A 26,187-nucleotide genomic window follows, 5' to 3' on the forward strand; every position below is an offset into this window, starting at 1 on the left:
CGCAATGGCGTTTGATAGCTGTGGTAGCAAACACATTCGGAATTAAATTCGCCACGAAAGCCTCTTATATCCTATACTACTAACTGGACCGCGGTGGCGGGCCACTTGACATTTATTAGAAAATAACTATCTCATTAATCGCTCCTATGTGAGATGAAGAAAATTGCTGTTGCCTTGGCTACTTCGACCACAGGCGGGGATCAATCACTAGAGGCTTCTCTTCAATTACCCGTATAAAGCCATAGCCACTATGGGCAGGATGTAGTAAGTAATTGATGCCCGATGGCATCACCGAGGAGGGCACACCTAGAGCTAACACATCCGGCTTAGCTAGCCAGTCAGCCAGAAGATGCTGACTCCGGTTATAGGTATTCTCCTGCCAGTAAGGCGGTAGATCAACCGCGTCTATTACCCGTTGGCTATCCTGGGGTAACTCCAGACTGAACAACCGGTAGGCCGGTAGCTCATCATAAGGCACTTGTGGCATATGTACTAGGATTTCGACTAAAGCTAGAGCGGGATGCTCAGCCGTATAGAGGATGCCAACACCCGGTGGATTCCAACGGCCTCCATTGAGCCATGTACCGGTAACATCTAGGGGTTGTGCGGCATACTTCTGGCGCACCACTCGATACACAATAGCCATCGCTTATCCGAAGATGCCATAGTCGATACGGCCCAGTACCCGATCCACCAAAGTATAGCCCGTAACAGTATCTAATATCTGGAGGGGCGTTTGGTAGTCAAGTTCACGTAAGGGGGCGCGCAACCAGTTGAGAGCAGTTGAAGCACGTCCTTCAAAGGTATCTAACATGTGTAGAAGTAAGTTCTCTAACAGCAGCAGTCGCTCGGAGGCATCCTGACTAATGCGTTGATCGACTTTCAGCCGATGCAGGTATGAAGCTGATAAGCCTAAAGCAATAGCCATTTCTTTGTCGGTTAACCCAACTAACCTTGCTACGCGGTCAGCTTCCGCTCGTAGCACGCCTTGTCGACTGCGAGTGATAATCTCCTGTTCGGTCATGAGCCTGGGTAACAGGGCTTGATTAGGCGGTAAGAAAGGCAAAGAGATGGCCATAGGAATGAATTTTTCCACTAAAATAACTACAAAAGTTCACTCGATCAAATTTGCCGTATGCTTGGCCAGCTTGATAGCCTGTGATAGTGAGCGTACCGCAAAACGATAGTTTCTTATGGAGATGCAACTGACGGATTGATAGTCGCATCTCCCTAAGAAACTATAGCAGAAGTCATAGCTCGCCAATCGGCTCCACCCTTAGTGATTCACTTACGGAGTATATGGTTAGCGGCTCTTAGTTCAGACTCGCTTCCTTTTCTTTATTGAAATAATAGTATGCTATTCGGCTACGCCCGCGTTTCGACCCAAGATCAGAATCTGAACTTGCAATTGGATGACCTGAAAAAAGCAGGTTGTCAAAAGATCTTCCAGGAGAAGGTTTCTTCAGCTAAAGAGAGGCCCCAGTTAGGAAAGTTACTAGAAATGCCACGAGAAGATGATATGGTCATCGTTTGGAAACTCGACCGACTGGGTAGGTCATTGAAAGAACTCTTCACACTGATCAACGACTTTCAAGCCAAAAGAATTGGCTTCCGTAGTCTAAATGATGCCGCGCCACGGTGGCGATTGATACCACCACCGCTCAAGGCCGCTTGGTGTTTAACCTATTTGCTTCATTAGCTGAATTTGAACGTGATCTGATCCGGGAACGAACCAAAGCCGGTTTAGCTGCGGCTCGAGCTAGGGGTCGCATCGGCGGACGACCCAAAGGACTTACGCCCGAAGCACAAGCGAAAGCACGGGCGGTTAAGTCTATATATGTTCTCAAAACTCATACGATTTTAGAGATTGGTCAGTTATTCCACATAAGCCGAGCAACGGTTTACCGCTACTTAGCTTGGCAAGAGGTAAAATAACGGCTGCTTCATTAAATGGGCGTTTGAAAAGACGCTTTCCTTACACCGCATGGTCTGCAAAATACGTTGTCAGTTTGCCGTCAAAAGGGGGCAACCAACATTACGGATTCCTGACATATTGTTGTTAATGTATATATAAAATTATAGCCATCTGACCTTGTTTCAGGCTCAGCCAGCTCATGAATTTCTTGCCAGTTGACCTGACCATTACCCTAATTTTTGAATAAAAGCAGAGAAGACCTGGCTCTTAAATCGCAACCAGTGAGCCGAGTGTCGGCCCAGCGTCTTGGGCCGACTTAATCTAGTTTAAGCCTACTTCTTAAGATAGTTTATTGGCCTACCAATCGTGCTACCGCAACTTTGCATTATCATTCAACCAACGATAATGAAGAAGAATAGCCTATTTTTTGTCTATTACCTTGGTTTACTGGTAGCCTGTAAGCCGGAAGTACGTCTCAACGATCAGTCATTCGAGTTGGTGAACGTGACCGGATCGGTCGCTGATCTTCATGGCGAGAAAGTTCTGAAAGTAGAACGAGATTTAGAAGCACTGCCTTTTGATGAGAAACGGTTGGGAGCAACGGTTAACGGTCCGCTCTATGCAAGGCTAAAAAACTCCGATTTTGAAAACGGAACGATCGAAGTCAAAGTGCTAAGCCGGATACAAAAGAACACGCCCTATCGCGATTCCTGGGGATTTATCGGCCTTGCCTTTAGAATCAACAGCGACAATTCAGCATTCGAGTCGATGTACATACGGCCTAAAGTGGGGCGCGTAAGAAACCCAGTTGTGCGAAATCAGGCGATTCAGTACTACTCGTATCCTAATTACAAAATGGACAATATTGGCCGGTCGCCGGGCGGTCCCTTTGAAGCAAGTGCCGATATTGGTCTTGATGAATGGATAACCCTACGTATTGAAGTGGAGGGTCAGCAAGCATCCCTGTATATCAATGATAAAAAAGAACCGTCTCTTTCTATAAAACAGCTAAAAGGAAATCTAAAATCAGGGGCCGTTGGCTTGTGGGTAGACATCGGAACCGAAGGCTACTTTAAAGACTTAAAGATTACGAAAAAGTAAATGTAGACGGGCTCAATGGGAATTGAACTAGGTAACGACCTCTATTGCCGGGTAACTTTCAGGTCAGCAAAGTAGCCTTCGGTACCTACGTCAACCCAAAGGCCAATGCCCCCCGCTGTTGCAGCGCCTACGCCATGCTTCAGATCCTTGACCAGCAGGGCGGGTTGTTTTGCGTCATTCAGGTAAAGTTTTGCTTCCTGCCCGTTTACGACAATTCTCATTGTGATCCATTCATTCAGGGCCATATCAGCATACGACTCGTAACGCTCCGGTGCTTCCTTCCGTAGCCGATCAAATTTGTAGTCAGGGTAAGAAAAGTACTGGATGGAGTGATTACGACGGATCTGATCGTCGGCCCGGCCATTGGTGGGGCGGATGTAAATACTCTCGAAACTCGAACTGGTTGCGTTGATCCGGAACGCAACCCCAATAAAACCACGGGCCGTTTCCGGCGCGTTTTTCAGGAGTCGGCTCAGCACCTTGACTTCGATGGTGCCGTTGGTAAAATCAACGTCGATGAGCCGCACAAACGTAGGTTCGTCCACCTGTTGTAGGGTAGAATCCTTGATGACCCGGAGCGCATCTTTGCCCTTTATTCGTTCAAGCGACATCGATACCAGGTTGGGAGCTAGCTTAGCTTTATCCAGCTTTATGGTTTGGGCGTTCCCATTCATTGCGCCGAGCAGTAGGCTACTGATCAGCGCCGATACGATCTGTTTCATATCCTGAAATGCAAGTGTTTAATTGATTAAGAGTCAGTTAAGGTATGACGACAAGCTTACCCGTGGCCAGATTGTTATCCATGAATTGGTGGGCCTCGGCGATTTGCGCCAGCCTAAACGTCCGACTAACGGGGAGTTTCACCTGACGGGCTTCAACTTGACGGATAAAGTCCTGAAACACGCTTGTCGGACTGGTAAGCTGACCGCTGTCATAGGTGGTGAGTCGAACGGTAGCCGGTATATACTCCATGGGAGCAAAATCAGAGATCGTCCAGCTTTCAGCCAGCATCCCACTCATACAAGCCGTTCCGCCTGGTTTAAGACAACTTAAGGAGTCGTGCAGCGTAGCCGTACCGACCAGTTCCAGCACTTTGTCGATACCCGGTGGAAAAAGCGCCCGAACCGATTCGGCTACCTGGCCCGAATCGATCAGCACATGCGTGGCCCCATTGTCCAGCATGGCTTTTTCTTTTTGGGGATTCCGGGTGGTCGCTACTACCGCCAGCCCCCCCTGGTGAGCGAGTTGTGCTGCCAGCAGGCCCACCGATGACGTGCCCCCCCGAATCAACAGCGTTTCTCCGGGCTGAATGTCCAAGGCTGGATACAGCGAGCCATAAACCGTCTGAAACATTTCGGGAATAGCGCCCAGCGTTTCCCAAGTAAGCGTGCTCTCAAAGGGATGGAGCAGGCTTTTGGGTAAGAGCGTATACTCGGCATAGCTACCGTCAAAATCCCGTCCCATACCACCCATTAAAGCCATGACCGGTTGACCTTTTTCATAGTGGCCAGAGGGGTCATATTCTACTTCGCCAACGCACTCGATACCAAGTACACGCGGAAACTGAACGCCGGGTGAGTAGCCTTTGCGCGTCATCAACTCCGAACGATTTAGGCCAAACGCTTTCACCTTTATCAGTACCCATTCACCCGTTGGCGTGGGTAGGGGGCGTTCCTCTAAAACAAAGCTTTCCGGGCCTCCGGGTTGATATACTACGGCTACTTTCATAAGGGGTCGGTATGTGCTACAGAAAGGCTATGGCTGCTTCACGTTGGCAACTAGTTAGCAGTCTATTTTTCAGGGTCGTTACTCTACTCCCAAAATAACGACGTACTAGCTGGTTCGTTTCGATCTACTATGATTTCTATCCGTAATAGTTACTTCGTTAGTGAGGGATCAATCAGGCCAGCCCCAAACTGAGGGTTTACCTTTTTGTAGAGCGTTGTTGGCTCAACAGTGAGAAACACTTCCAAAGTAGGGCCGGTAACTAGTTCAAGCAGATGGCCGCCCCGAACGGTGCCATCCTCGGCGGCCACCGTGGCGTGAATATGAACGATGGGTTTACCATTGAGTACGGCAATGTTACCCGTTAACGACGATACTTCACAGGGTTCGCTAATGGGGATGACTTTGAAGAGTTTACGACCGTAATCAAAGAAACCAAACTTGGCTGAGGTGGCATCGCCAATGGCGGTAAAGTGGGCCGTCTTTACCCCATACTGTTGAGCAAATTCCGTCAAGCCCGACCGTATTTCATCCCCCATAGCGAAAATCAATACGTAGTTTTTGAGGGGTCCGTTGGTGCTCAGTAACTTGACCTTGACGCCGGGAGCTTTGCCCACCTCAACGGGTTGTGTGGGCGAGCTATATTCTTGTGCATAGGCCGTCGTCTGGATGGCAAGCAGCGCCATGACGACGGTAAGTACATAGCTAATTTTGGTAGTTTTCATAAGATCGGGTTGGTTTTTGGGTAGCAGAAACGCTTCTGCTACCCAAAAACCGCTATTTCAATATCCGGTAATCGGCGACGGTGTGAACGATTATTTTATCTCCCTCCAAAAAGAAGGTATCGGTTCCCATCGGGATCTGAGCAATGGCTGAATCACTAGCCCAGGCAACATACCCGACCTGATGCCTAACCGTCAGTTGTTTCATGGTAAAGACCGAACCCGTTGGGATGGCCAAAAAGTAATCAGCAAAAAACTGGCGGATAGCCGCTAATCCTATCAAGGGGCCGTTTGGGGCTAATACCTGGGACTCTTCGGTATAGTCTTTCAAAATCTCTGCCAGGTCGTTGTTGCCAAAGGCCGTCAGGTGATGGCTCAATATGTCGTTTGTTATTGCTTCGTTTGCGTTCATTGCTAAAAAAAATGGTTGTGAATCAGCATTTGCTATGCTGTCTTACTGGGGAAAACTAGCGCCTTAAAAAAGGCTGCATACTTGCCCAGACCGCCGGAAAATTCGTCAGGAACACCGGATGGGGGGCATTAGGAATAATGCTTAGTTGGGCCTTCGGAATCATCTCATAGGCCGTTATGACCGTTTTCAAGGGAGCGTTTTGGTCCTTTTCTCCCGCCATAACCAACACGGGACATTGAATCATACCTAGTATCAGTTTGCCGATACGAACGGTACTATAGTAGTGGTTAACCGACAAGAGCCACTCATCAAAGCGTTCAGGCTGGGGCAGTAGGGCCAATTGCTGGGTAAAGTAGAGGCTGTCCAGACCAAAAAGTGATTGGCGCGTATTGTCAAATGTTCGCCAACCCTTTTTCCACTCTCCGGCACCAATGGCAATCAGCTTTTTAACTTTATCCGGGTGCGACGCGGCCAGAAAATAGCCCGTGTAAGCGCCATCACTAAAGCCTAAAACAAGCACGCTGTCTTTGGTTACCGCTTCGATAATGGTATTGACATCATCCGCTTTACGCTCGTAAGAAGGTACGCCGGAACCCATTTCCGACTTACCATGTCCGCGGGTAGAGATGGCAATGACCTGATGGGTTTTGGCCAGGCTATCAATAAACTGGGCCATTTCGTAGGTAGACCCCACGATACCACCATGCAGGACCACCAGGGGTTTTCCTTGTCCATAGACTTCGTAATAAATCTTGGCGTCTTTCGTTTGCGCATACTGGCCCGCTGTAGGATTGTTCCCGTAGGGAATCGCCTGTGCTGGTGAAGGAGCCTGCTGCATGAACGCGCGCAGTCCATTGGGACTTTGACTGAATGCGGCTGCGTTGGTGAGCAGCCATAAAAAGAAAAATAGGGATTTCATTTTGATAGTAAAAACCAGGCAGAGCTGGGTCTTTGTCGAGGAGTACGCTTTCATATGAACAAGGCCGCATGGCTATGTAGAGCGAGTTCCCTTTGTCCTACTTAGCCAAGTCGGGGTTCAGGAGCTTTTCTTTCGCTTCCTCTAAATGGACCGTTTTGCCTAACGCCCCAAACTCATGCAGATCACCGAATACTTCCAGGCGGATAGATTGATCTAGCCCACCAACGTACAGGGGTTCAAACCCGGCATCGATAATCAATTCCTCGATGGCTGGCTGAATAGAGTGGTCATCTGTGGCGTAAAATAGAACCGCCTGCTCCGGCGTTTGCCCGGAGGCCTGCGCCAGCGATGCTGCCCCTAGTGTGCCGAACGCTTTGGCGAGCTTTGCCCCTTTAGGGAGTAAAGAAGCGTTGATCTGACCGGCGGACTCGGTTTCGCCAATGATTTTGATAAAACCACCTTTAGGGTCCGGTGCAATCGGGTTAGACGAATCAATGATGATTTTACCCTTTAGCTGAGTGGCGTACTGCTGTAAAAACTCGCCAACGGCATCGAACCAGATGGCTAAAACAATAATGTCAGCTTCTTTAACAGCCGCCGATATTTCCTTGGGTTGTGCGAATTTGCCCAACTCGTTCGCCAAATTCTGGGCCGCTGTATAATCGCGGGAGGCTAGCATAACCGTCCGAAAACCTTTTGTTAGATTGATGGCTAGTGTGCGGCCAATAACGCGTAGACCAATAATAGCGACGTTTAATTCCTGAGTTTGTGACATGGTCTTTGTTGACTAAATAACCAGACAAAGGTCCGTCCAACGGCCCAGGTGCGCCAATAAGGTATCTTAAGAAATAGGCTTAAACTAGTTTAAGCCCGACGGCATCAGGAAGCAATGTCTTTTCTGATTTTGCTCAGGAACTCAGGTGTTATACCCAGATAAGAAGCGATCTGTGTATTGGGTAGCCGTAAGGCAAGCTTTGGGTATTGCTCTAAAAAGGTAAGGTAGCGTTCTTGAGCCGTTGAGCTGATGCTTTGCAAAACCCGGTTTTGCAGTTCTACGTACTTGTTCTCAACGATGACTTTGAAGATTCGATCCAGCTTGGGAATATTGGTGTACAGAAAGTAGAGGTCCTGTTTTTCGATTTGTAATACAACCGCTGGTTCGATGGCTTCAATGAACAAGGCGCTGGGCCTGCCGGCATGAAAGCTTCCGATATCAGCAATCCAATCCTGTTCAGCCGAAAACTGTAAATTATGCTCGGTTCCTTTCTTGTCGACGGCATACATCCGAAAGCAGCCCTCAACAATAAATGTATAGTGTCTACAGGCAAAACCCTCCTGTAAGATGGCCTGTTTCCGTTTAATCTGCCGACGGGTTACTCGACCTTCCAGCAACTGTTTTTCCGTTTCCTTTAGTGGAATGTAGCTTTCAAAATGAGCAATTAGAGGCAGTATCGACATTGGATGAAGCGTACTTTCCTACAAATCTAAACATCTATTCGTTAATAAGGGCGCTGGATTAATCGTCTCAAATAATGCTCCCCTGTGAGACAAAGGAGCTTGCATATATCTACTCTTTGAACAATCTGTTTAACTGAACGGCTTATTTTAATGACTGTCAAGTGGTACACCACCGCGGTAGTGTCTGTAGCATACGCCAGGCTTATGTGCAGGCCGGGCTGGAGCAGCAACGGAAGGGAGTGTCGACTAAGAAAGTGGTCCTTTCAATATAGTATTTCGCGAAGGAGAAAGCAGCCAGGAGGCAAATCCCGATACCTTGAAAGGCCTGGGCCTGAGGTCGTCGTTGTCTTCGCCAGATAGACAAGTTGCTTTTGGTTACAACATAGCCGGATTTGGCTAATAGGCGTAAAGGGGTTACCGCCACCTTTGTGACGTGTTAAGAAGGGGATCTCCGCTTGCTTAAGGTAGCAATCGATTGACACGCTTTCCCGGATGAGCAGCTCCGATTATTCGGGCGCAACCGGAACGTTAAAAAAACCGTAAAATGACTCATTCAACACACACTTATCTTGTTTTTGGCGGTACAGGCCGAACCGGAAGGCATTTTATTTCGGTAGTACTTAATGATGGCCATAAAGTAAAGGCATTAGTTCGTCAGCCAGAAAAGATAGACATTCACCATCCAAATCTAGAATTAGTGAAAGGGTCTGTTACTGATTACGAACCTATTGATGATCTGTTGAAGGGTGTCGATTTTGTGATAAGCATGCTGGGAGATGCGCAAATGCAGAAGCTACAGACTGTTAATGCCTTGTTTGTCAGAAAACTAATTCCTGCCATGCGTCGCCAATCGGTAAAACGGTTCCTGTATCAGGCGGGAGGATTTACCCGACCATATAAAAAAGAACTTCCGTTTGTGAACTGGCTATTAAAACAGACCCTGGTGCGTTTTTCGGGGTTGCTGGGGCAGCACCGAGATAATGAAGCGGTGATAAACTACTTGGTTGAAGAAGCACCAGATATTGAGTGGATGGTCCATAGGGCAGGTCTCTATGGGGATGGCCCTTCCAAGGGTATTTTAACGAGGTCTAAAACGAAATTCAGTATTGCTCCTTTTATCGATTGTGCCACCTATAACTATCACCTTTTAAGCGATAATTCGGCTATCCACACCTACGACTTAAGCTATTATCAGCCGTAGTAGAAGACAAAAAAGAGGTTGACGAAAGTAGACCGTTAGGACGCATAGCGACGTAACGCCAACAGGCTCGCTAACCTGACGGGTTGGGCAATCAATGATGAAGCAATGTTATGGAAAAAGCCCCCCCGCAACGAATCCGAACTATTAGTGAGCTGCATCGACTGTACGGTTTGCCTAAACCAGAGCATCCCTTACTAAGCGTGGTGTTTATTAAGCCCTTTGCCGAACTGCCTAGCGCATCGGCTAAGCTGGTCGTCACCGATGTATATATCATTTCGCTCAAAAAAGGGTTTCGGGGACCCCTCAAGATTAAATACGGTCAGCAGGTCTACGACTTTGATGAGGGAGTGCTTTCCTTTATGGCCCCCGGTCAGGTGTTCGGACTGGATGTAGAGAAATTCAGCAGTCATACCCAATCGGGCTGGATGCTGTTTGTACACCCCGATTTTTTTTGGAATACTAGCTTGGCCCGGCAAATTCGGCAGTACGATTTTTTTGGGTATGGGGTCAACGAAGCCTTATTTCTATCGGATAAAGAGGAAGCGATTCTCAATCAGCTCATCGACCATATCAACCAGGAATACCAGACCAACCTGGATAAGTTTAGTCAGCAAATTATTCTCACGCAGCTGGAAGCGCTACTGAACTATTCGGAACGTTTTTACGAACGCCAATTTATTACCCGTCGCATTAGTGGTCATCAGCTTTTAGATCAGGTAGATCAGTTATTGACGGCTTGGTTGGCGGATGAAGAACGCTTGTCCAGCGGCCTGCCGACCGTGCAGGCCGTTGCCGAGCAGTTAAACACGTCGTCTGATTATTTAAGTGGCTTACTCCGCCAGTTAACGGGCCTTAACACGCAGCAACACATTCACCAGCGACTACTAGAGAAAGCCAAAGAGAAGCTAGCGACCACCCGTTTATCGGTGAGTGAGATTGCTTATCAGTTAGGTTTTGAACACCCTCAATCGTTTAGCCGGTTGTTTAAAGAAAAGACGCATCAGACCCCTTTGGAATTCCGGCAATCATTCCAGTGACGGACAAACTATAGATAGTTGCTTCGTTCAATCGTTTGTTTTTCTCCTGGTGAACGTTCTGCAAAGGCACTCCTTATTTACTGATAATGAATAAACACTAAGAAAAACGTTCGTGAAAAATAAAACGATAACAGTAGGGAACGATAAAGCTTTCATAACTGATACCAGTTCTGCGACGGATTACTTTTGACAGATAGTAGAAAAAATCACTGTCTCGCAAAAACGCTCTAATGTGAGACGACGAAGTATTCATACATCTGCTTAATCATTCGGGCCAGTAAGGATACGGTTTCTCACAGAGCGTTTAGCGCCAGAAACTTTGTACTTTAGTTAACATAGTGCCACTTATGCAACAACTTTGAGGCCCTAATCTATTAAAGGTCTAGTATCCTCTTCGACTCGAAATAAGATATTGATCAGCTCCCCCTTTCGTAAACTGATTTTACCTACATCAATCAGGTAGTAGCCAATAAACCCTGCTCGTATTTGATGTTTTCCAGGAGATACTTCGTAGCGAAAACGCCCCAACGTATCGGTTTGAATCAAAGTCTTGTCTATCTTGACAACGGCCACCTTAAGCGGCTGATTGGCAGCAAACTCGACTACAGTACCACTAATTATACTTTTATTGCCGAAGGCATTCTTTTTTCGTTCAATAGTATAAGTTCCTTTACTAGTTTGCGCTAAGCAAAAGGAACAATTAATCAAAAAGAGCAGATATAGTGTAATTTTCATAACCGGTTGTTTTGCACTAATCAAACTCTATATCTGCACAAAAGATTAGGTAATTCTATTTTCTGTTCATTAACATAAGTCTAGGTATAGAACGGGTCTACGATAAATGCAAACTAACTGAGGGTTAGATATTTGCACATTTCCCAGACTCGTTTAATAACTACGCTTATGTTAGGAGAGGAAACTTATAAATCATTAAATTGACCAAAAGATTTTCGTCTTGGAAAAGTCAAAATCGGTAGCCAACATTTACACCGGCCGCCGAACTAATTCCAGCCTTACTCAGATTGGCCATACCTACTCTACCAGCTAAGGTAATTCGAGGGCTGATTGCGTAGTCGTATTCAGCAGCTACGTGATATCCAAGGTTTGCTTCATCCGCTTTTTCACTAAGAATTGTTACCCCTGTCACTTGCCCGCTCTGATTGACAACTGATCTGGCTTCTCGTAAACGATCATCCTTCCGATACCAGACGGAAGGCCCCCCACCTAAACGTAGGGCATGACGAGCTGTACGAAGGAAATCAAACGAAACCGTTAAATCAGCCGTGACCCGTTGTCGAGGCCGACCTGTAAAGTAAAAATTATTAAATACCAATCGTCTGTTCTCAATACTGAGATAACCAAGGCTCCCTTCCAAGACAAAACGGTCATTAGCCAAGTGCCGGGCATAACGAGCGACATACCTAAAGCCTAAGTCGTCCGGGGCATCTAAACTCATGTAGTCAGTGCCTACCCGAATTGAGTTTTTGTAGTTAATTACCTGAGCTGTAGAGAAATGGTAGGATAGCAGACAAAGGCCTGCTGTTAAACAAAATTTGTTCATGTCGTTGAGTTGTATAACTACATTATGTTACCTAAGGCCATTTTCAACGGTCCTTTACTCGTAGTGGACGGGTTCAATCTACCAATAGTTCATTACTATAATACCAGTATATACAAATTGACTAAGAATTTTACAAATACCAAACTGTGTTCTAAACTGATAGAAACTTCCAACTGGTGGATGTTATACGAAACGGCTAATGCATATCAATTCTCAAAATGCACTCTAATGTGAGACAAAGAATGCTTCATACATCTGCTCAATCATTCGGGCCAGTAAGGATACGGTTTCTCACAGAGCGTTTAATACACTGGCAGAGCAGGGCATGTACGATCGGTAACAGGCTGTACTACACGGAAATAGATGTCGATTTTTTACTTGTTGTATTTGCCTTAAGACGGATAGGTTTGTAGCGGACATTAAACCACTACAAACATGAAAATCAGCCTTCTTCTGCTGCTAATCACCGCACTATGTCAAACCGTTTCGAACGCTCAATCGAGAACCTATGTGCTCGTTCACGGGGGCTGGCATGGGGCTTGGTGCTGGAAAAAGGTAGTTCCCCTGCTCGAAACGAATGGCAGTCGGGTGGTAGCCATTGATTTGCCAGGGCACGGTGACGACAAAACGTCCCCCGCTGGGGTTACCCTGGATGAGTACACGAAAAAGGTCGTTCAGCTTGCCAAGGCGCAAACGGGTCCCGTTATTCTCGTTGGGCACTCCATGGCGGGCGTTGTTATTGCGCAGGCTGCGGAGGTTTTAGGTAAAGAAAAAGTGGCAAAACTGGTCTTTCTGAATGCCTTTATGCCTAAAAATGGCGAGTCTGTTTTTGCCCTGGCTGCCAAAGCCGAGGAGTTGAATAAAGCCGAGGGTAAACCTACGACAGAACCCTCCCTCAGTCAGTGCCTTCTGCTATCGGACGATAAGCAGACTTCCAGGGTCGATCTGGATCGAGTCGCCCAATTATTTTACCATGATTGTTCAGCCGACGACGTAGCCTTTGCCAAAGCGCATCTAGGGCCTCAACCAATGGGTTGTCTGGGGACACCGGTACAGGTGTCAGATGCTCAGTATGGGGCTATTCCAAAAGTATATATTCTTTGTACCCGGGCTAAAGACCTGGATAAACGGAGTATAGCGAACAACGTACCGATCCAGAAAATGTATACCTTAGCCAGTAGTCATTCCCCGTTTTTCTCGATGCCCGAAAAACTGGTGGCCATTCTTCAGGCGCTATGACCTTTCGTGAAGTACGTCCTTGTCTGGCCCTGCAGCCTTATGTAAGGAATTATCTGCTGGTTAATCTGTTTTATCATCCAGCTGATTTCCCCAAAACGCCCTATCCAACCCGGATCGAGCAAGCCCTGGTCTTTTTCGTTCGGGGCTTAATTACCTCCTATGATCCCTTAACAGGAAGAACGGTACCTATCGCTCAGAACGCCCTGTTTGGCCAACAAGTGTCCCGGCTTGACTTTCAATGCGTTGCGCAGACCGACTTCCTCATGGTACAGGTTATTTTTCAACCGGGGGCCCTCTTTCGTCTAGTAGGAATACCAGGTACGGCGCTGACCGGCCAGTTTTGTGATGGGGAATCCGTCCTTAATTCGGAACTACAGACCGTACATGATCAGCTGGCGAATGCGAAAGACGAGACTGAGATGATCGAACGGGTTGAGCAGTACATGGTAAGTAAGCTGAAAAAAGCCAGGCGGGACGCTCATCCTATTGATCGGATTGGGGAGCTATTACTTCATCACCCAGTACCTTTTTCGTTGGATTGGCTGGCGGATCAAGCCAACCTAAGTCCCCGGCAATTTGAGCGAAAATTTAATGAACGTATTGGTATTGGGCCCAAACTCTATAGTCGGATTGGTCGGTTTTTTCAAACGATAAATTATAAAGAAAGGCACCCTGATCAGGATTGGTTGACCGTAGCTGTTAAATTTGGCTACACTGATTATTACCACTTGGCGAAAGATTTTAAGCAGTTTGCCCATGTTACGCCAAGTTTGTTGATGCAAGAGTATGCCCAACGTCCCGAGATTATCGTGAATCTTTGAACTGGCCGAATCATACGACCGAAATCTCCGACCTAACCGGTGGTTAAACCGGCTCTTCTGGTTACTGCCTATCAGCAAGTCTACAAAAGCGAAACGACTGTTGGGACACTGTCTACGGTTTTTGCGGGTCTGACCATCTTCATTCCCTGCTTAGGTCTGTTTGGCCTGGCAGCGTTCACCGCCGAGCAGCGCCGAAAAGAAATTAGGGTTCGCAAAAGTGCTGGGCGCGAGTGTGCCCAGCATCGTTGAGCTGCTCAGTACAGATTTTCTCAGATTGGTATTTATCGCCATCGTGATTAGCTCACCGCTGGGGTGGTATAGCATGCATCGGTGGTTAGAGAACTTTACTTATAAGGTGAACATTGAGTGGTGGGTGTTCGCCGTAGCGGGTCTGCCAGCGATGAGCATTGCCCTGCTAACCATCTGTTCACAAAGCATTAAAGCCGCCCTGATAAAGCCCGTAAAGTCCTTACGAAGTACATAGTGCCACAAGCTGGCTGGTCTCATGAATCCCTCCCCAGGGAGACGGCGGGAATAGTGAGTGTCTGCTTCGAGAAATGAGTCATTTCGCTAGCCTTAAACCGAAATCGTAGCGTTTATCTACCACCCGCTTAATGAGCCCAATCTGCCCACAGTGGTACAGGGTGTGCCTAATATTCCAATCAATAGCCCCTCGTTTTGTCGTGGCGATTGGGCGAGGAGTTGGGGTGGGCTCCAACAGCTTAAGCGAAAGCACGGGCTGTTAAGTCTATGTATTCTCTTAAAACTCACACGATTTTAGAGACTGGCCAATTATTTCACCTAAGCCGAGCGACGGTTTACCGTTACTTAGCCTGGCAAGAAGTAAAATAACGGCTGTTCCTTAAAACGGGCGTTTAGTGAGAGTAGGCTATTTCATAACATACACTAATAAATGTCACATTTATGAGTCATTTGTACTATCTTTGTGACATGAGCGTGACGAGAGACAAATTGATTGAAGCGGCAGTTGTCGCCCTTAACCAGGATGAATCAGCCACCATTGAACAGATTGCTACCATGGCCGGAGTGACCCGACGAACGGTCCATCGCTATTTCAACGACCGTAATACATTAGTCCAGGAATGTAAACAAACCATGCTCCAAGTTTGCAATCTCAAAATGACGCAGGCCTATCAAAGTAGTCAGCAACCTGCCATCCAGCTAGAAAACATGTTCTATGCCGCCTTGGAAGTGGGGATTCAATACTCGTTTGTCAAAAAACTGTTCAAGCGAAATCAGTACACGAATCTGGTCAACAACCAGGAACGGGCCTATGATGACGTTAAAGCCAACTGGTTCAAGTTAGTCGAGATCCTTCAGCAACAAGGAGCCATTGATAAAAAGCTCTCTATTCCTTGGATCTACAATTTGTTTGGCGGCATGGTCGATATCGCTATTGAAGCCCAGCAAGCCGGCGATGTTGCTCGCAACGACATTAAATCGTTTTCATGGACCTCATTCAAAGGAAGTATCGGCCTTCAATAACCAGCCATCCAACGTATGCAATTACTCAACACATCCGACACCTATATCGATAGCGAATTAGTCAAACAGCTTCCCGGTTTCACCAGCAACTATCGAACGGTTAATGGCATTCAACTGCATTATATCCTGGGGGGGCAGGGTAAGCCGCTCGTCTTGTTACCGGGCTGGCCTCAAACCTGGTGGAGCTATCACAAAATCATGCCCTTGCTAGCAGAAAGTTATCAGGTCATTGTGGTTGAGCTGCGGGGCATGGGGAGCTCGGATAAACCGATGGCAGGCTATTCGAAAAAAGGGATGGCGGGTGATGTATCGGCTTTACTCGACCAATTGGGCATTGAGCGAACCAACATCGCCGGTCATGACATCGGGGCTGCTGTAGCCTTCAGCTTCGCGGCCCATTTTCCTCAAAAGACCGAAAAGCTGGTTTTGTTGGACACGCCCCATCCTGATGAGAACCTGTATAAGCTTCCCATGCTCCCCACGGGTGGGGGCGTTCATCCGTGGTGGGTCGCTTTTAACCAAGTCCGAGATCTGCCCGAACAAGTACTGGAAGGGCGATTCCATTTCGTACAGAATTGGCTTTTTGACCAACTGCTGGAGGACAAGACGGCCATAAACGCGTTTGACCGGCAAGTGTATGCCCAGGCTTATACCAGCCAGGATGCTATTAGAGCTTCCAATGGCTGGTACCAGACCTTTCCTGAAGACATTGACGATAGTAAGGGCAAGCGAATCGAGGCCCCCACCCTTGGCCTAGCGGGTCGAGCTGGCTACCAGATGCTTTCGTATGCCTTACCCCCTTACATTGACCAGTTAGACATAAAAGAAATAGAAGGATCAGGCCATTTTGTGCAGGAGGAGAGGCCCCTGGAAACGATCAGATTCATCCAGGATTTTCTTGGCTAGGCAGGGTATTAAATACCTGATTTTTAGCGGGTTAAAATAATCGTATAAATAGGCTGCGATCAAGCCAGTGGACTCCTGAAGGAAGTTCACTGGCCTGAGCTGGATGAATACATACAGAAGAATTGCCCGCCACTTCAAGGGTTAGGTACCCGGAAAATAAGTCGTTTTCAGGTACTCCCGCAGCGACGTTGGCTTACGGCCCAGCAGACGCTCGACCGTATCGTGCGTGCCGGCCAGCATGCCGTCTTGGGTGGCGGCACCCCACTGGGCAACGAAGGTGGCGACGAAGTCGGGGAAACCTTCAGCTACTTTCTGCGCGACGTAGGTAGCCAGCTCGCTACTTTGGTAAACGATGGGCCGACCCGCTAACGCGGAGAGCTCCCGGGCAATATCGTGAAACGAATAGGCTTCGCTCCCGGAGAGGGTATAATCCTGGTTGTCATGCCCTTCACTGGTCAGTAGGGCAGCCGTGGCAGCGGCCAGTTCAGTCCGCTTAACGAACGCTATCTTACCTTCGCCGGCCGGGAAACGAATCTCGGTGTCCGGTAACTCACTCCCGATCATCGACTCAAGGCCTTCCAGGTAGTAGCCGTTTTTTAGAATGGTGTATGTCAGCCCGGACGCTTTGAGGTAGGCTTCCGTGGCCAGGTCACTTTCGGTGACCTGCGACAGGACAAAGTTTGTATCGCGTTGAATACTGGTGTAAAACAGGTGCTTCACCCCGGCTTGCTTAGCCGCATCGATGACATTGCGGTGCTGACGTACCCGGTCGGTAAAGGCCACGGCGGAAACAAGCAGCACCTTATCGACGCCCCGGAAGGCTTGCACGAGCGCGGGATAGTCAACATAGTCGGCTTGCCGGACGTCTACGCCCCGCTTCACCAGGTCGGTAGCTTTATTAACGTCACGCACCAGGGCGGCTATTTCGGTGGCCGGGGTAGTGGTGAGCAAAACGTCGATGATTTGGTGGCCTAACCCACCAGTGGCTCCAGTTACTAGAATCATGATCAACCGAACTAAAAATTCACGTATATTTACTTGCAATTTGCAAGTGTAAAGGTAAAATAAATTACTTGCTTTTTGCAAGTGAAAGGACAAATTGTTTGTATGAAGGAGCTAAAACAGCGGTCTACCTGCCCCGTCAGCACAGCGCTTGACATACTGGGGGATAAATGGAGCTTACTCATTCTGCGGGATATGGTGTTCGCGGGGAAGTCTACGTACGGGGAATTTGTGCAGTCAGCGGAAAAAATAGCGACTAACGTTCTGGCCGATCGTTTGGCGGTCCTGGAGTCGCAAGGCATCTTGAGCAAGTCCGTGGCTTCGGATAAGAAATCGAAGTTCACCTACCGCCTGACAGAAAAAGGGGTAGATACCATACCCATTATTATAGCGCTCGTTCAGTGGGGCAGCAAACATGGTTCTACCGTCGTCGACCCTGGCTTGATGGAAGAACTGGAGGCCGGGAAAGACGCGGCTGTTGAGCGGTATCAACGGCTCGCCCGCGAAAAGGCCCTGGCTTAACTAAGCGTGTTGTGTCCCTACCCCAGAAAGCAGCGGGATTCTAAACCCACTTTTCTACGCTTGCGGCCATTGCCAGCTTACCGTGCCCTAAGTCCCAATCTATATGCTTGCCGCCAGCAGGAATGATAGTCTTCCCATCCACGAGCGGAATCGTATGCGACGGATTGCTGTTGAGAGGTATTCGAAAATTGTCTGTCTCCTGAAACGCTCCTTCCTAAGACAAACGATCCTATCCTGAATAGGACGTAGTCAATAACTGTTCCTCTCTGAAGCCCCTGAAGGTCTAATGTCCTGAATTCGGATACAACCCGGCCGAAAACGGTTCATCTGCACCCCTAGCGCTACCCTACTTTTGTAGCGGTCAACTAAACCGATTAATACTGTCTTATGAAACAGGTAAAGTTAGGAAGTCAGGGACTAGTGGTACCCGCACTGGGTCTGGGCTGCATGGGTATGACAGCTATGGCGCACATGGATATATATGGAAAAGCGGATGAAGCGGAGGCTATTGCAACGATTCATCGCTCCCGCGAACGGGGTGGGAACTTTCTCGATACGGCGGATTTATACGGGCCCTTGATCAACGAACAATTGATCGCAAGAGCGACCAAAGGCCGACGGGACGATTATCTCATTGCCACCAAATTCGGTTGGGAAATTGATGATGCAAATCAGATAACCTGGCAATTCAGAGCCGACAGGGCCTATGTCAGGAAAGCAGCCGAACGATCCTTAAAAAACCTGGGTACGGACTACATTGATCTGTATTATCTGCATCGGCTGGATCCGGCTGTACCCATTGAAGAAACTGTGGAAGCTATGTCCGAGTTAGTCAAGGAAGGTAAGGTCCGTTACATTGGCTTGTCAGAAGTATCCTCAGCGACGATTAGGCGAGCCCATGCGATCCACCCCATTACGGCTGTACAGACAGAGTACTCGCTTTTCGAACGTAGCGCGGAAGAAACAGGCCTTTTGCGTGCCCTTGGCGAACTGGGCGTTGGATTTGTTGCCTATTCGCCCCTTGGCCGAGGCTTCATTACGGGCGAATTGAAAAGTCCGGACGATCTGGCCCCCGATGATTTCAGGCGTTCCCTACCGCGCTTTCAGGGTGAACAGTTTTATAAAAACCTGGAGCTGCTGGCCGAAATTAAGGGAATGGCGGTCGATAAACAGGTCACCACGTCCCAGCTGGCCCTGGCTTGGGTGCTGGCGAAAGGCGTTGTGCCGATCCCCGGTACCAAACGGCGGAACTACTTGGACGAAAATATCGACGCTACCCAAATCCGGCTCAGTGATGACGAGTTGGAGCGTCTGGAAGCAATTATTCCGCTAGGAACCCAGACGGGTGATCGGTATGATCAGGCGGGCATGCAAGCCATTGACCAATAGCCAATCAGGCAGGCAAGGTTTAAGCCTTGCCTGCAGCTTATTCTCAGCGTATGAAACAGCAATCACCTCACCTGATCCATTCCATTTCGGAGCAACACCGGATCCTTGGATTGCCCAAACCTGTGCATCCATTGATCAGCGTTTTCAATTTCGATGACATAGATCATATCCGGGCCGACAAACGTCCGCCAACACTTCTACTTGACCTGTATTGCATCTCGCTGAAACGCAATGTAACGGGTAAAGTGCGCTACGGACAGGGCTACTGTGATTTTGACGAAGGCATCCTGTTTTGCACCGCGCCAGGCCAAGTGACGAGTAACATTACCGACGATCACAAACCAAGCGGCTGGTGTGTCGTGTTCCATCCCGATTTCATCCGAGGGCATCCTTTCTGTCAGCGAATAAAGCAGTATGGTTTTTTCGACTACACCGTTAATGAGGCACTTCACTTGTCAGATCAGGAAGAAACGTTGATGATTTCGGTGATGAATATGCTTCGGCATGAAATTAACTCTCGGATTGACCAGTATTCCGAAGCTGTGCTTATAGCCCATCTTTACCTGTTATTGAGTTACACGCAACGATTTTACAGTCGGCAGTTTATAACCAGGAAGCCAATTAGTCATGATGTACTGATCCGGCTGGAAACCATCTTATCAGATTACTTTGCCAGTGATAAGACCCTGAGCGAAGGGTTGCCTTCAGTCTCCTATCTGGCCGAAAAGATGAATTACTCGGATAGCTATTTAAGCGACCTTCTGAAAACGTATACGGGTCAAAACACCCAGCAGCACATTCATCGCTACGTTATCGAAAGGGCCAAAGAATTGCTCACGCAAACTAGGTTAAGCGTTAGCGAAATAGGCTTGCGACTAGGTTTTACTTTTCCACAATCGTTCAGCCGGTTGTTCAAGAACAAGACTAACGTGACTCCCTTACAATACCGACAATCGTTTAATTAAGCGATGAATTAGTATAGTGTAGTTTCAAAAAGCTCTTCCTTACTAATTCTTTGGCCTAAGGACACATTACTCAAAATGCGGCCCTACAAGTCTTGTTTTTTGCAGAAATCAACACTTTTCTAAGCTTAGGGAAACAAAGTCAAAGTTGATTTGTATTCCCTTCTAACGCTCAATTAAGTGGAAAGCTAGTTTTAATACATATCAACTCTACTACGTACCCTACGAATACATGCTTAATCGTCCCGCACCTGTGGTGGTCCGGCCTGGATTGGCCGGGCCACGCTTGGCCGGGCCAATCCAGGCCGGGCCACGCTTGGCATTCCGACCGATCACTATAACCCTAGTGTGGAATAGGTTTGGCATATGTCTTTGCTTCGAAGCCACTAGTCTGACCCGGTGGTGTTAAGTAGTCGATCAAAAGTAAGTTACTATTTCGTTTCTACTTGACACAAAACCCCTACTAAACCTTCTTTAGGCTTAATGCTGTCCCAAAACGCAGGGCGTTGACCGATAGCCTGGTCATCAGGACTATAGGTGTTCGCACAGTCATGATGACCTGGCCATCGGCCTGCCAGTTTAGTTTGTAGCCGATTGATCGTTTCCGGCTGGCCCCGTTTGGCGGTTTTTGTATAACGTGGTCAACTGCTCTTCCCAGTCTACCGACCACTTCAGCAGAGCCATCAGCGGGTCGGCGGTACTTTTCCCAAATTCGGTGAGCGTATACTCGACGCGGGGTGGTACTTCGGGATACACCGTCCGCTCGATCATGCCGTAGCGGATGAGTGTTTTCAGCGTTTGGGTCAGCATTTTGGGCGAAATCCCGTTGATCTGCCGATTGAGTTCGCTGTTGCGTTTGGTGCCCTGCATCAGGGCCATTAAAATCAGGAGCGTCCACTTATCCGCAATCAGCGTCAGCGACTGATTGAGGATGCAACTTTCATCAAGAATGGATTTTACCATCAACGATTTCTGTAAGTCTAAAAAATTTTGATTCTCCATAGAGCCTTCTCCGATGTATTTGTCCATATAGTTCCCTAGGGTACTTACACCACTTTCGGGTGCCTACTATCTAAAGTAAAGTATTGGCTACACTTTTGCAAAAGAATAACGTCAATGCTATGAAAACGAATCCAAATCAGGGGCAGGCCCTCTTCCAGACATTACTGGATGCCTTTAATCAGGACTGGCAAACCGTCATCGACTTATTTACCGACGACGCTTTTATTGAGTACCCCTACGCGCACACTATCGGTGTACCGGCCCGGCTCAATAAGGACAACTACCGGGCTCACTTACAGAATATTCTGCCTCAGATGCCTGGCATCGCATTTTCTAATGTTCGGGTTTACCCGCTTCAACAGCCTTATACATACTGGGCGGAGGTTCACGGGGAAACAACGATGCCCGCAACCGGCAATCTGTACCGCCAGGATTATGTGATGTTTTTCACGATCGCTGGCAACCAGTTTAGCCGGTACCGGGAGTACTGGAATCCAGTTGCTTTTCTGCAAGCGTCTGGTCAGGATACGCTTACTACGCCCCTCCTAAAATCCTGATCAAATGAAAATTGCCATTGCAGCGGCTACCGGAAATATTGGTAGCCGGGTCGCCAGTGCCGTAGCCGCCGGAGGAGCGACACCTGTCCTGCTGGGTCGGGACGCAGCCAAACTAACCGCCCTGGGCATCGACGGGGCCATACTTTCGATTACTGATGTGAGCGATGTCGATCAGGTCACGGCAGCCACGAGGGACTGTGATGCCTTGCTTTGGATAGTACCGCCGGTGAACCACGTTGGCAGTTTAGCCGATTGGTACCGACGGGTAACGCAGGCAGGGGTTGCGGCCGTTAGCCGGAATGAGATCAAACGCGTGGTGCTGGTGTCGTCCCTGGGAGCCGGAGCGGGCGAAAACTTAGGCACAATCAGTTTCATTAGCGATACGGAGCGGGCCTTCAACGCACTCCCGACCAATGTCCTGACGCTACGTCCGGGTTATTTCATGGAAAATTTGCTGCTTCAAACGCATAGCTTATTGGAGCAGGGCGCCTTTCATTTCACGTACGATCCCGACCATGATATTCCCTTCATTAGTACGGATGACATCGGCGATGCAGCCGCTCGCTACCTGCTCGACCCAACCTGGGCCGGTCATTGGACGCTCAACCTGATGGGACCGGAAAACATTACCCTCCGGGAGGTGGCCGTACGGTTGTCGAACGCCCTTGGCCACCCCATCCGGTACGAGCGGCTTGCGTTGGAAACCGTACAAGATCAGTTACGACAGGGGGGCCTTACCGAAACCGTCCAGCAGGAACTGCTTGATTTGTTTGTTGCCCTGGGCGACCCCAATGGGGCTTATGCTACCCCCCGCACCCCGGAAGCCCATACCCCTACCCGGTTCGAAGATTTCGCGCGGACAAAATTGGCTCCGTTGTTAGCCGATGCCGTGTGGTAGAACAACGACGTAATCGGTGACACGCTGGCGACCGAGGTCTGCATACTTGCTTCTTCGCCTGCAGGGAGCAGTTTGCAGGCCCCGCGGCTACGCCCGTCGATATGGAATCGGGATATCCTTATTGTGCATAGGGGTTAGCCATGCTTGCTGCACTTGACAGCTATAGGTTACTTGACGTGTACAGCTGCCAGCAGTGGCTTACCATCCGTTGGAGGAAGATATAAGTTGATTATTCTCACAAAATCCCCCTTCTAGAGACGAAGCAAGTTTCATATATCTGCTTCAGAAATGGGGCGTTTGAAGTGATAATTTTCCGTTTCGTAACAGTCACCTTTCAGGGATAAGGGTCGTTGCAGTGGTGTATCGTTCCTTCAGATGTTTATACAAATCGTCTTCTTTGGGTAGCTTCGACTTCAGGGATGTCGAAGGGTAGGGACCGTTTTTAGCCAGTATTCGTAGGTTAGTGTCAATAGGTGGTCAAAACCCGTAATGGCATTGGGTTTACTTCTAAAGCAATTTGCTCCTGATTCATAGGCCATACGAACGGTGTTTTCATCCCGAGTGCCACTCAAGATAAGTATCAAAATCGCTTGCAGAGTGGCCGTGTTTTGTCATGGCCTCAGTACCTCGTATCCGTTTACCCTGGGCATATCCAAGTCCAAACGATGAATGACTCTCCCGAAGCACAGTTAAGCGTCTATGTCCACCGTTAAAGAATGTTACTTTACCAGCAAAGGTGAATTTGGTAAGTTTACCACATGTCGAAGCCCGAAGGTCTCCCCGAATTTTATCAGCACCACTTCCAAAACACCCCGGATACCCGGCCAACAGACCTGGGGCAAGTCAATGTATTTCGCCTGGAAGAGTCACTCATCCTGGGCTCCGAGCCAGTGCAGTTCAGCCGTCGCGATTTTTATAAAATCGCGCTGCTACACCGCGGTCACAGTGTGTATCATTACGCCGACCAACGAGTAGAGGCCATTGGCCCCGCATTACTGTTGTTTAACCCGCAAATACCGTACACCCGACAACTGCTCTCCGAGGAAATAACCGGCTTTTTTTGCATTCTTCGCCAAGACTTCTTTCAGGAACGCGGGGGGATAAACCTCTCCGAACAATCGTTCTTCTGGCCCGGCAGCGTTCTTGTCTACCCCCTCACGGTTCCCCAAGCGGTAGAGGTGAGTGCCTTGTTCGAGAAAATGCTGACCGAACTCGTCTCCGACTACCTGCTCAAATACGACCTGCTGCGTACCTATGCCACTGAGTTGCTGCACTACACCCTCAAATTGCGGCCCGCCGATACCAGCTACCCGCTTCCCGATGCCAAAGCGCGCCTAACGGCCTTGTTTTTAGAGTTGCTCGAACGGCAGTTTCCCATTGAGTCCCCCACCCAGCGGTTTGCCTTACGCTCGGCCCGCGATTTTGCCCGGCAGTTGGCCGTGCACCCCAACCACCTCAACCACTGTGTGCGGGCCACGACCGGCAAAACCACTACCGACCACATTGCTGACCGCTTGAGCCGTGAAGCCAAAGCCCTGCTCCGACACACGGATTGGCACATCGCCGAAGTAGGCTACAGTCTAGGGTTTGACGAGCCTGCGCATTTCAATTACTTCTTTAAAAAGCAAACCGGACTCGCGCCATCTGCTTTTCGGCGTATTTGAATTTGGTAAGTATCCCTGTAAATTAGGTAAACAAGGGCAACGTCATCGACCGACCTTTGCCGTCGTTAAACGGGCCGCATGGTGGCAGCAGGTTTTCCTCAAGCGGGACTTTGTGCTATTCCCAGTGCAGCGGTTTAACCCTGTTTATTCACCAACATCCGCTTTGTGCGAGTCCCCACTTTTGCCATGATAAAAATGCTTTTTACCCTGAAGCGCCGGGTCGGCATGAGCCAGCAGGCGTTTGAAGACTATCGCCGGGATGTGCATGTGCCACTGCTACTAGCCATTCCCGAAGCACAGTACATGCGTCGATTCGTCGTTTCTTATCCCATTCCTGCCGCTGGGTTTGGCGAGCCGAGCTACGATGCGGTTGTGGAAACTTGGTTTGACAGCCTGGATGACCTGAACGCGTTGTTTTTTTCCGAAAACTTTCAGACCAAAGTTGCCCCTGACCATTCGAACTTCCTCGACATGACACAAGGTGGGATACTCATTTCCGAAGAGTTCGTCGTTATTGACGGATGACAAGTGCCGATTGTCAAGACTATCGCTTTATCTACTTCGACCCCTGGATACCTACCCGGACCAACCCTTTGTTTTGCGCCTTAGGGCGTCGACGGGCGGTACATTTTCTACGAGACTCAGAGTTGATAGACCTCTCAGATGGACTCTATTAGTGGGGCGTCCCCGGCGACACCGTACCTAAGTCAGGGCATTACCCCTGAAGCGCACCTTGATGGGGCAGTTAAATAGAACTAAGTGAGCGGTGGGAGACGCATACGAGGGCACTTATTTCTGAAAGTAGTTGAATAGTGTAATGGAAAGCACGCAAATTTCTTAAGAAAAGCAGCAGTTTCAAGGCAACCAATTTGTCACCAGGATGTACAGAGAGCTGTAAAATGAACAACGAGCTAATCTTTTCAAGAAATAGTTGGTAAGCTGGGAAATTTTGAATTCTCAAATAACCCTCCTGCCTGAAACGACAGAGTCTTCATGTATCTGCTTCAAAAATGGGGCGTTTTGTAGGACAACACCTCTTTTAATAACTGTTCACTGCTATCCGTAGCATACGACTTCACCAGGACTACGCACTCTGCTTCTTTTCAGTGAATATGCTAATTACCGGTTTTCGAGCCAGTGCAGGAAGCTGGTTGATTTTTCGCGGCTGACAAACACGGTTTCGGATTTCACACTTTTCAGCTTTACGGCCAGTTTGCGGGTATAATATGGCTCTACCTCTTTCACGGCCCCAAAGGCAATCAGATACTGGCGGTTGGCCCGGTAAAACTGGTGTGGGTCCAGTTGCTCCTCAATCACATCGAGCGTTTGCGGCAGCGGCAGTTTACGCCCGTCGAAGGTAATCATGCACGACAGCCCATCCTCAATGGTAAAATAGGCGGCCTCCTGCGTGGATACGGGAAACATTTAGCCCTTGAGCGACACCAGAAAGCTGGTTTTTCCGCCCGACGGCCGGGCGGGGGGGCTACTGGCCGAACCAGTTCAGGAGTTTCTGGGGCCAGTCGCCCAGGTGTTCCCGCAGGGTGGCCAGTTTGTCCAGGCTGCGTTTCAGGTCGGCTTCTTCCAGGGGTTTCAGCAAGTAGTCGATGCTGTTGAGCTGGAAGGCTTTCAGCGCATACTCATCGTAATAGCCCCGCATCCGGTCTACGT

The 26,187-nt window shown here is 48.7% G+C and carries 31 protein-coding genes and 1 pseudogene; 17 read left to right on the plus strand and 15 right to left on the minus strand.

The genetic code is table 11. The features are described from left to right. Nucleotides 1-178: 178 nt before the first annotated feature. Both B1C80_RS21145 and B1C80_RS21150 read right to left on the minus strand, forming a co-directional pair. Complete coding sequence (locus B1C80_RS21145; protein WP_077923212.1) at nt 179-646, minus strand: RES family NAD+ phosphorylase; 468 nt, start codon at nt 644-646, stop codon at nt 179-181. A gap of 3 nt (nt 647-649) precedes the next feature. Then, a complete protein-coding gene (locus B1C80_RS21150; protein WP_240699370.1) occupies nt 650-1,024 on the minus strand; it encodes an antitoxin Xre/MbcA/ParS toxin-binding domain-containing protein in 375 nt (124 codons plus the stop codon). Between the two features lie 330 nt (nt 1,025-1,354). Between B1C80_RS21150 and B1C80_RS29015 the strand changes: the two genes are divergently transcribed. The 3 genes from B1C80_RS29015 to B1C80_RS21160 all read left to right on the plus strand — a co-directional run bounded on the left by B1C80_RS29015 (nt 1,355) and on the right by B1C80_RS21160 (nt 3,016). Continuing rightward, nucleotides 1,355-1,699 carry a recombinase family protein gene (locus B1C80_RS29015; RefSeq protein ID WP_317126253.1) on the plus strand — a complete coding sequence of 115 codons (345 nt, stop codon included), beginning with the start codon at nt 1,355-1,357 and terminating at the stop codon, nt 1,697-1,699. Next, nucleotides 1,675-1,935: a recombinase family protein gene (locus tag B1C80_RS29020; RefSeq protein WP_317126254.1), complete on the plus strand. Its 261-nt coding sequence runs from the start codon at nt 1,675-1,677 to the stop codon at nt 1,933-1,935. The genes B1C80_RS29015 and B1C80_RS29020 overlap by 25 nt, the downstream gene beginning before the upstream one ends. 385 nt (nt 1,936-2,320) lie before the next feature. Then, nucleotides 2,321-3,016 (plus strand): hypothetical protein, encoded by a 696-nt coding sequence (locus B1C80_RS21160; protein WP_077923214.1) that lies wholly within the window; start codon nt 2,321-2,323, stop codon nt 3,014-3,016. Nucleotides 3,017-3,057: 41 nt separating this feature from the next. Here the strand turns inward: B1C80_RS21160 and B1C80_RS21165 are convergent, their stop codons facing one another. From B1C80_RS21165 to B1C80_RS21195, 7 genes are all read right to left on the minus strand, one after another. Then, nucleotides 3,058-3,738 carry a hypothetical protein gene (locus B1C80_RS21165; protein WP_077923215.1) on the minus strand — a complete coding sequence of 227 codons (681 nt, stop codon included), beginning with the start codon at nt 3,736-3,738 and terminating at the stop codon, nt 3,058-3,060. Nucleotides 3,739-3,775: 37 nt separating this feature from the next. After that, nucleotides 3,776-4,744, minus strand: coding sequence for a zinc-binding alcohol dehydrogenase family protein (locus tag B1C80_RS21170; RefSeq protein WP_077923216.1), 969 nt, complete (start codon nt 4,742-4,744; stop codon nt 3,776-3,778). 149 nt (nt 4,745-4,893) lie between these two features. After that, nucleotides 4,894-5,466 carry a PPC domain-containing DNA-binding protein gene (locus B1C80_RS21175; protein ID WP_201723576.1) on the minus strand — a complete coding sequence of 191 codons (573 nt, stop codon included), beginning with the start codon at nt 5,464-5,466 and terminating at the stop codon, nt 4,894-4,896. Between the two features lie 52 nt (nt 5,467-5,518). Beyond that, a complete protein-coding gene (locus B1C80_RS21180; protein ID WP_077923217.1) occupies nt 5,519-5,875 on the minus strand; it encodes a nuclear transport factor 2 family protein in 357 nt (118 codons plus the stop codon). Nucleotides 5,876-5,930: 55 nt separating this feature from the next. Next, complete coding sequence (locus B1C80_RS21185; RefSeq protein ID WP_236648875.1) at nt 5,931-6,848, minus strand: alpha/beta fold hydrolase; 918 nt, start codon at nt 6,846-6,848, stop codon at nt 5,931-5,933. Nucleotides 6,849-6,891: 43 nt separating this feature from the next. Further along, complete coding sequence (locus B1C80_RS21190) at nt 6,892-7,569, minus strand: NADPH-dependent F420 reductase (protein WP_077923218.1); 678 nt, start codon at nt 7,567-7,569, stop codon at nt 6,892-6,894. Nucleotides 7,570-7,673: 104 nt separating this feature from the next. Continuing rightward, nucleotides 7,674-8,252 (minus strand): Crp/Fnr family transcriptional regulator, encoded by a 579-nt coding sequence (locus tag B1C80_RS21195; protein WP_077923219.1) that lies wholly within the window; start codon nt 8,250-8,252, stop codon nt 7,674-7,676. A 544-nt stretch (nt 8,253-8,796) separates the two neighbouring features. Between B1C80_RS21195 and B1C80_RS21200 the strand changes: the two genes are divergently transcribed. Both B1C80_RS21200 and B1C80_RS21205 read left to right on the plus strand, forming a co-directional pair. Further along, complete coding sequence (locus B1C80_RS21200) at nt 8,797-9,453, plus strand: NAD(P)-dependent oxidoreductase (RefSeq protein WP_077923220.1); 657 nt, start codon at nt 8,797-8,799, stop codon at nt 9,451-9,453. Nucleotides 9,454-9,563: 110 nt separating this feature from the next. Next, nucleotides 9,564-10,490, plus strand: a complete 927-nt coding sequence (locus tag B1C80_RS21205) for an AraC family transcriptional regulator (RefSeq protein ID WP_077923221.1) — start codon at nt 9,564-9,566, stop codon at nt 10,488-10,490. 366 nt (nt 10,491-10,856) lie between these two features. On the opposite strand, the gene B1C80_RS21210 is transcribed toward B1C80_RS21205, so the two are convergent. Together B1C80_RS21210 and B1C80_RS28185 are read right to left on the minus strand one after the other, a co-directional pair. Then, a complete protein-coding gene (locus B1C80_RS21210) occupies nt 10,857-11,225 on the minus strand; it encodes a hypothetical protein (protein ID WP_077923222.1) in 369 nt (122 codons plus the stop codon). A 229-nt stretch (nt 11,226-11,454) separates the two neighbouring features. Next, complete coding sequence (locus tag B1C80_RS28185) at nt 11,455-12,051, minus strand: DUF481 domain-containing protein (protein ID WP_139361705.1); 597 nt, start codon at nt 12,049-12,051, stop codon at nt 11,455-11,457. 435 nt (nt 12,052-12,486) lie between these two features. Here B1C80_RS28185 and B1C80_RS21215 point away from each other — a divergent pair, with 435 nt between their 5' ends. From B1C80_RS21215 to B1C80_RS21235, 5 genes and pseudogenes are all read left to right on the plus strand, one after another. Next, nucleotides 12,487-13,290 carry an alpha/beta fold hydrolase gene (locus tag B1C80_RS21215; protein ID WP_077923223.1) on the plus strand — a complete coding sequence of 268 codons (804 nt, stop codon included), beginning with the start codon at nt 12,487-12,489 and terminating at the stop codon, nt 13,288-13,290. Beyond that, complete coding sequence (locus B1C80_RS21220) at nt 13,287-14,111, plus strand: AraC family transcriptional regulator (protein ID WP_077923224.1); 825 nt, start codon at nt 13,287-13,289, stop codon at nt 14,109-14,111. Before B1C80_RS21215 ends, B1C80_RS21220 begins: the two co-directional genes overlap by 4 nt. Nucleotides 14,112-14,192: 81 nt before the next feature. Continuing rightward, a pseudogene (locus B1C80_RS28775) lies at nt 14,193-14,595 on the plus strand (ABC transporter permease); the annotation flags it as partial. 467 nt (nt 14,596-15,062) lie between these two features. Further along, nucleotides 15,063-15,617 (plus strand): TetR/AcrR family transcriptional regulator, encoded by a 555-nt coding sequence (locus B1C80_RS21230; protein WP_161492798.1) that lies wholly within the window; start codon nt 15,063-15,065, stop codon nt 15,615-15,617. Between the two features lie 15 nt (nt 15,618-15,632). After that, a complete protein-coding gene (locus B1C80_RS21235) occupies nt 15,633-16,523 on the plus strand; it encodes an alpha/beta fold hydrolase (protein WP_077923226.1) in 891 nt (296 codons plus the stop codon). A 141-nt stretch (nt 16,524-16,664) separates the two neighbouring features. Here the strand turns inward: B1C80_RS21235 and B1C80_RS21240 are convergent, their stop codons facing one another. Continuing rightward, on the minus strand, nt 16,665-17,528 hold the full coding sequence (locus B1C80_RS21240; RefSeq protein ID WP_077923227.1) for an SDR family oxidoreductase: 864 nt from the start codon (nt 17,526-17,528) through the stop codon (nt 16,665-16,667). Nucleotides 17,529-17,630: 102 nt separating this feature from the next. Here B1C80_RS21240 and B1C80_RS21245 point away from each other — a divergent pair, with 102 nt between their 5' ends. From B1C80_RS21245 to B1C80_RS21255, 3 genes are all read left to right on the plus strand, one after another. Beyond that, nucleotides 17,631-18,047: a helix-turn-helix domain-containing protein gene (locus tag B1C80_RS21245; protein ID WP_077923228.1), complete on the plus strand. Its 417-nt coding sequence runs from the start codon at nt 17,631-17,633 to the stop codon at nt 18,045-18,047. Nucleotides 18,048-18,434: 387 nt separating this feature from the next. After that, nucleotides 18,435-19,436 (plus strand): aldo/keto reductase, encoded by a 1,002-nt coding sequence (locus tag B1C80_RS21250; protein ID WP_077923229.1) that lies wholly within the window; start codon nt 18,435-18,437, stop codon nt 19,434-19,436. Nucleotides 19,437-19,486: 50 nt separating this feature from the next. After that, nucleotides 19,487-20,401 (plus strand): AraC family transcriptional regulator, encoded by a 915-nt coding sequence (locus B1C80_RS21255; protein WP_077923337.1) that lies wholly within the window; start codon nt 19,487-19,489, stop codon nt 20,399-20,401. Between the two features lie 576 nt (nt 20,402-20,977). On the opposite strand, the gene B1C80_RS21260 is transcribed toward B1C80_RS21255, so the two are convergent. Then, nucleotides 20,978-21,361 (minus strand): helix-turn-helix domain-containing protein, encoded by a 384-nt coding sequence (locus B1C80_RS21260; protein ID WP_077923230.1) that lies wholly within the window; start codon nt 21,359-21,361, stop codon nt 20,978-20,980. Between the two features lie 158 nt (nt 21,362-21,519). On the opposite strand from B1C80_RS21260, the gene B1C80_RS21265 reads away from it, so the two are divergent. The 4 genes from B1C80_RS21265 to B1C80_RS21280 all read left to right on the plus strand — a co-directional run bounded on the left by B1C80_RS21265 (nt 21,520) and on the right by B1C80_RS21280 (nt 25,044). Next, on the plus strand, nt 21,520-21,957 hold the full coding sequence (locus tag B1C80_RS21265; RefSeq protein WP_077923231.1) for a nuclear transport factor 2 family protein: 438 nt from the start codon (nt 21,520-21,522) through the stop codon (nt 21,955-21,957). Between the two features lie 4 nt (nt 21,958-21,961). Continuing rightward, on the plus strand, nt 21,962-22,855 hold the full coding sequence (locus B1C80_RS21270; protein ID WP_077923232.1) for an NAD(P)H-binding protein: 894 nt from the start codon (nt 21,962-21,964) through the stop codon (nt 22,853-22,855). A 758-nt stretch (nt 22,856-23,613) separates the two neighbouring features. Beyond that, the gene (locus B1C80_RS21275; RefSeq protein WP_077923233.1) at nt 23,614-24,519 is read left to right on the plus strand and encodes an AraC family transcriptional regulator; all 906 of its coding nucleotides are present in this window, start codon (nt 23,614-23,616) and stop codon (nt 24,517-24,519) included. Nucleotides 24,520-24,705: 186 nt separating this feature from the next. Then, a complete protein-coding gene (locus B1C80_RS21280) occupies nt 24,706-25,044 on the plus strand; it encodes an EthD domain-containing protein (protein ID WP_077923234.1) in 339 nt (112 codons plus the stop codon). Between the two features lie 594 nt (nt 25,045-25,638). On the opposite strand, the gene B1C80_RS21285 is transcribed toward B1C80_RS21280, so the two are convergent. Together B1C80_RS21285 and B1C80_RS28780 are read right to left on the minus strand one after the other, a co-directional pair. After that, nucleotides 25,639-25,944 (minus strand): LytTR family DNA-binding domain-containing protein, encoded by a 306-nt coding sequence (locus B1C80_RS21285; protein WP_077923235.1) that lies wholly within the window; start codon nt 25,942-25,944, stop codon nt 25,639-25,641. A 58-nt stretch (nt 25,945-26,002) separates the two neighbouring features. After that, nucleotides 26,003-26,176 carry a hypothetical protein gene (locus B1C80_RS28780; RefSeq protein WP_236648876.1) on the minus strand — a complete coding sequence of 58 codons (174 nt, stop codon included), beginning with the start codon at nt 26,174-26,176 and terminating at the stop codon, nt 26,003-26,005. Nucleotides 26,177-26,187 lie beyond the last annotated feature (11 nt).

The sequence above is a fragment of the Spirosoma sp. 209 genome, assembly GCF_002006735.1.
Taxonomy (GTDB): Bacteria; Bacteroidota; Bacteroidia; order Cytophagales; family Spirosomataceae; genus Spirosoma; species Spirosoma sordidisoli.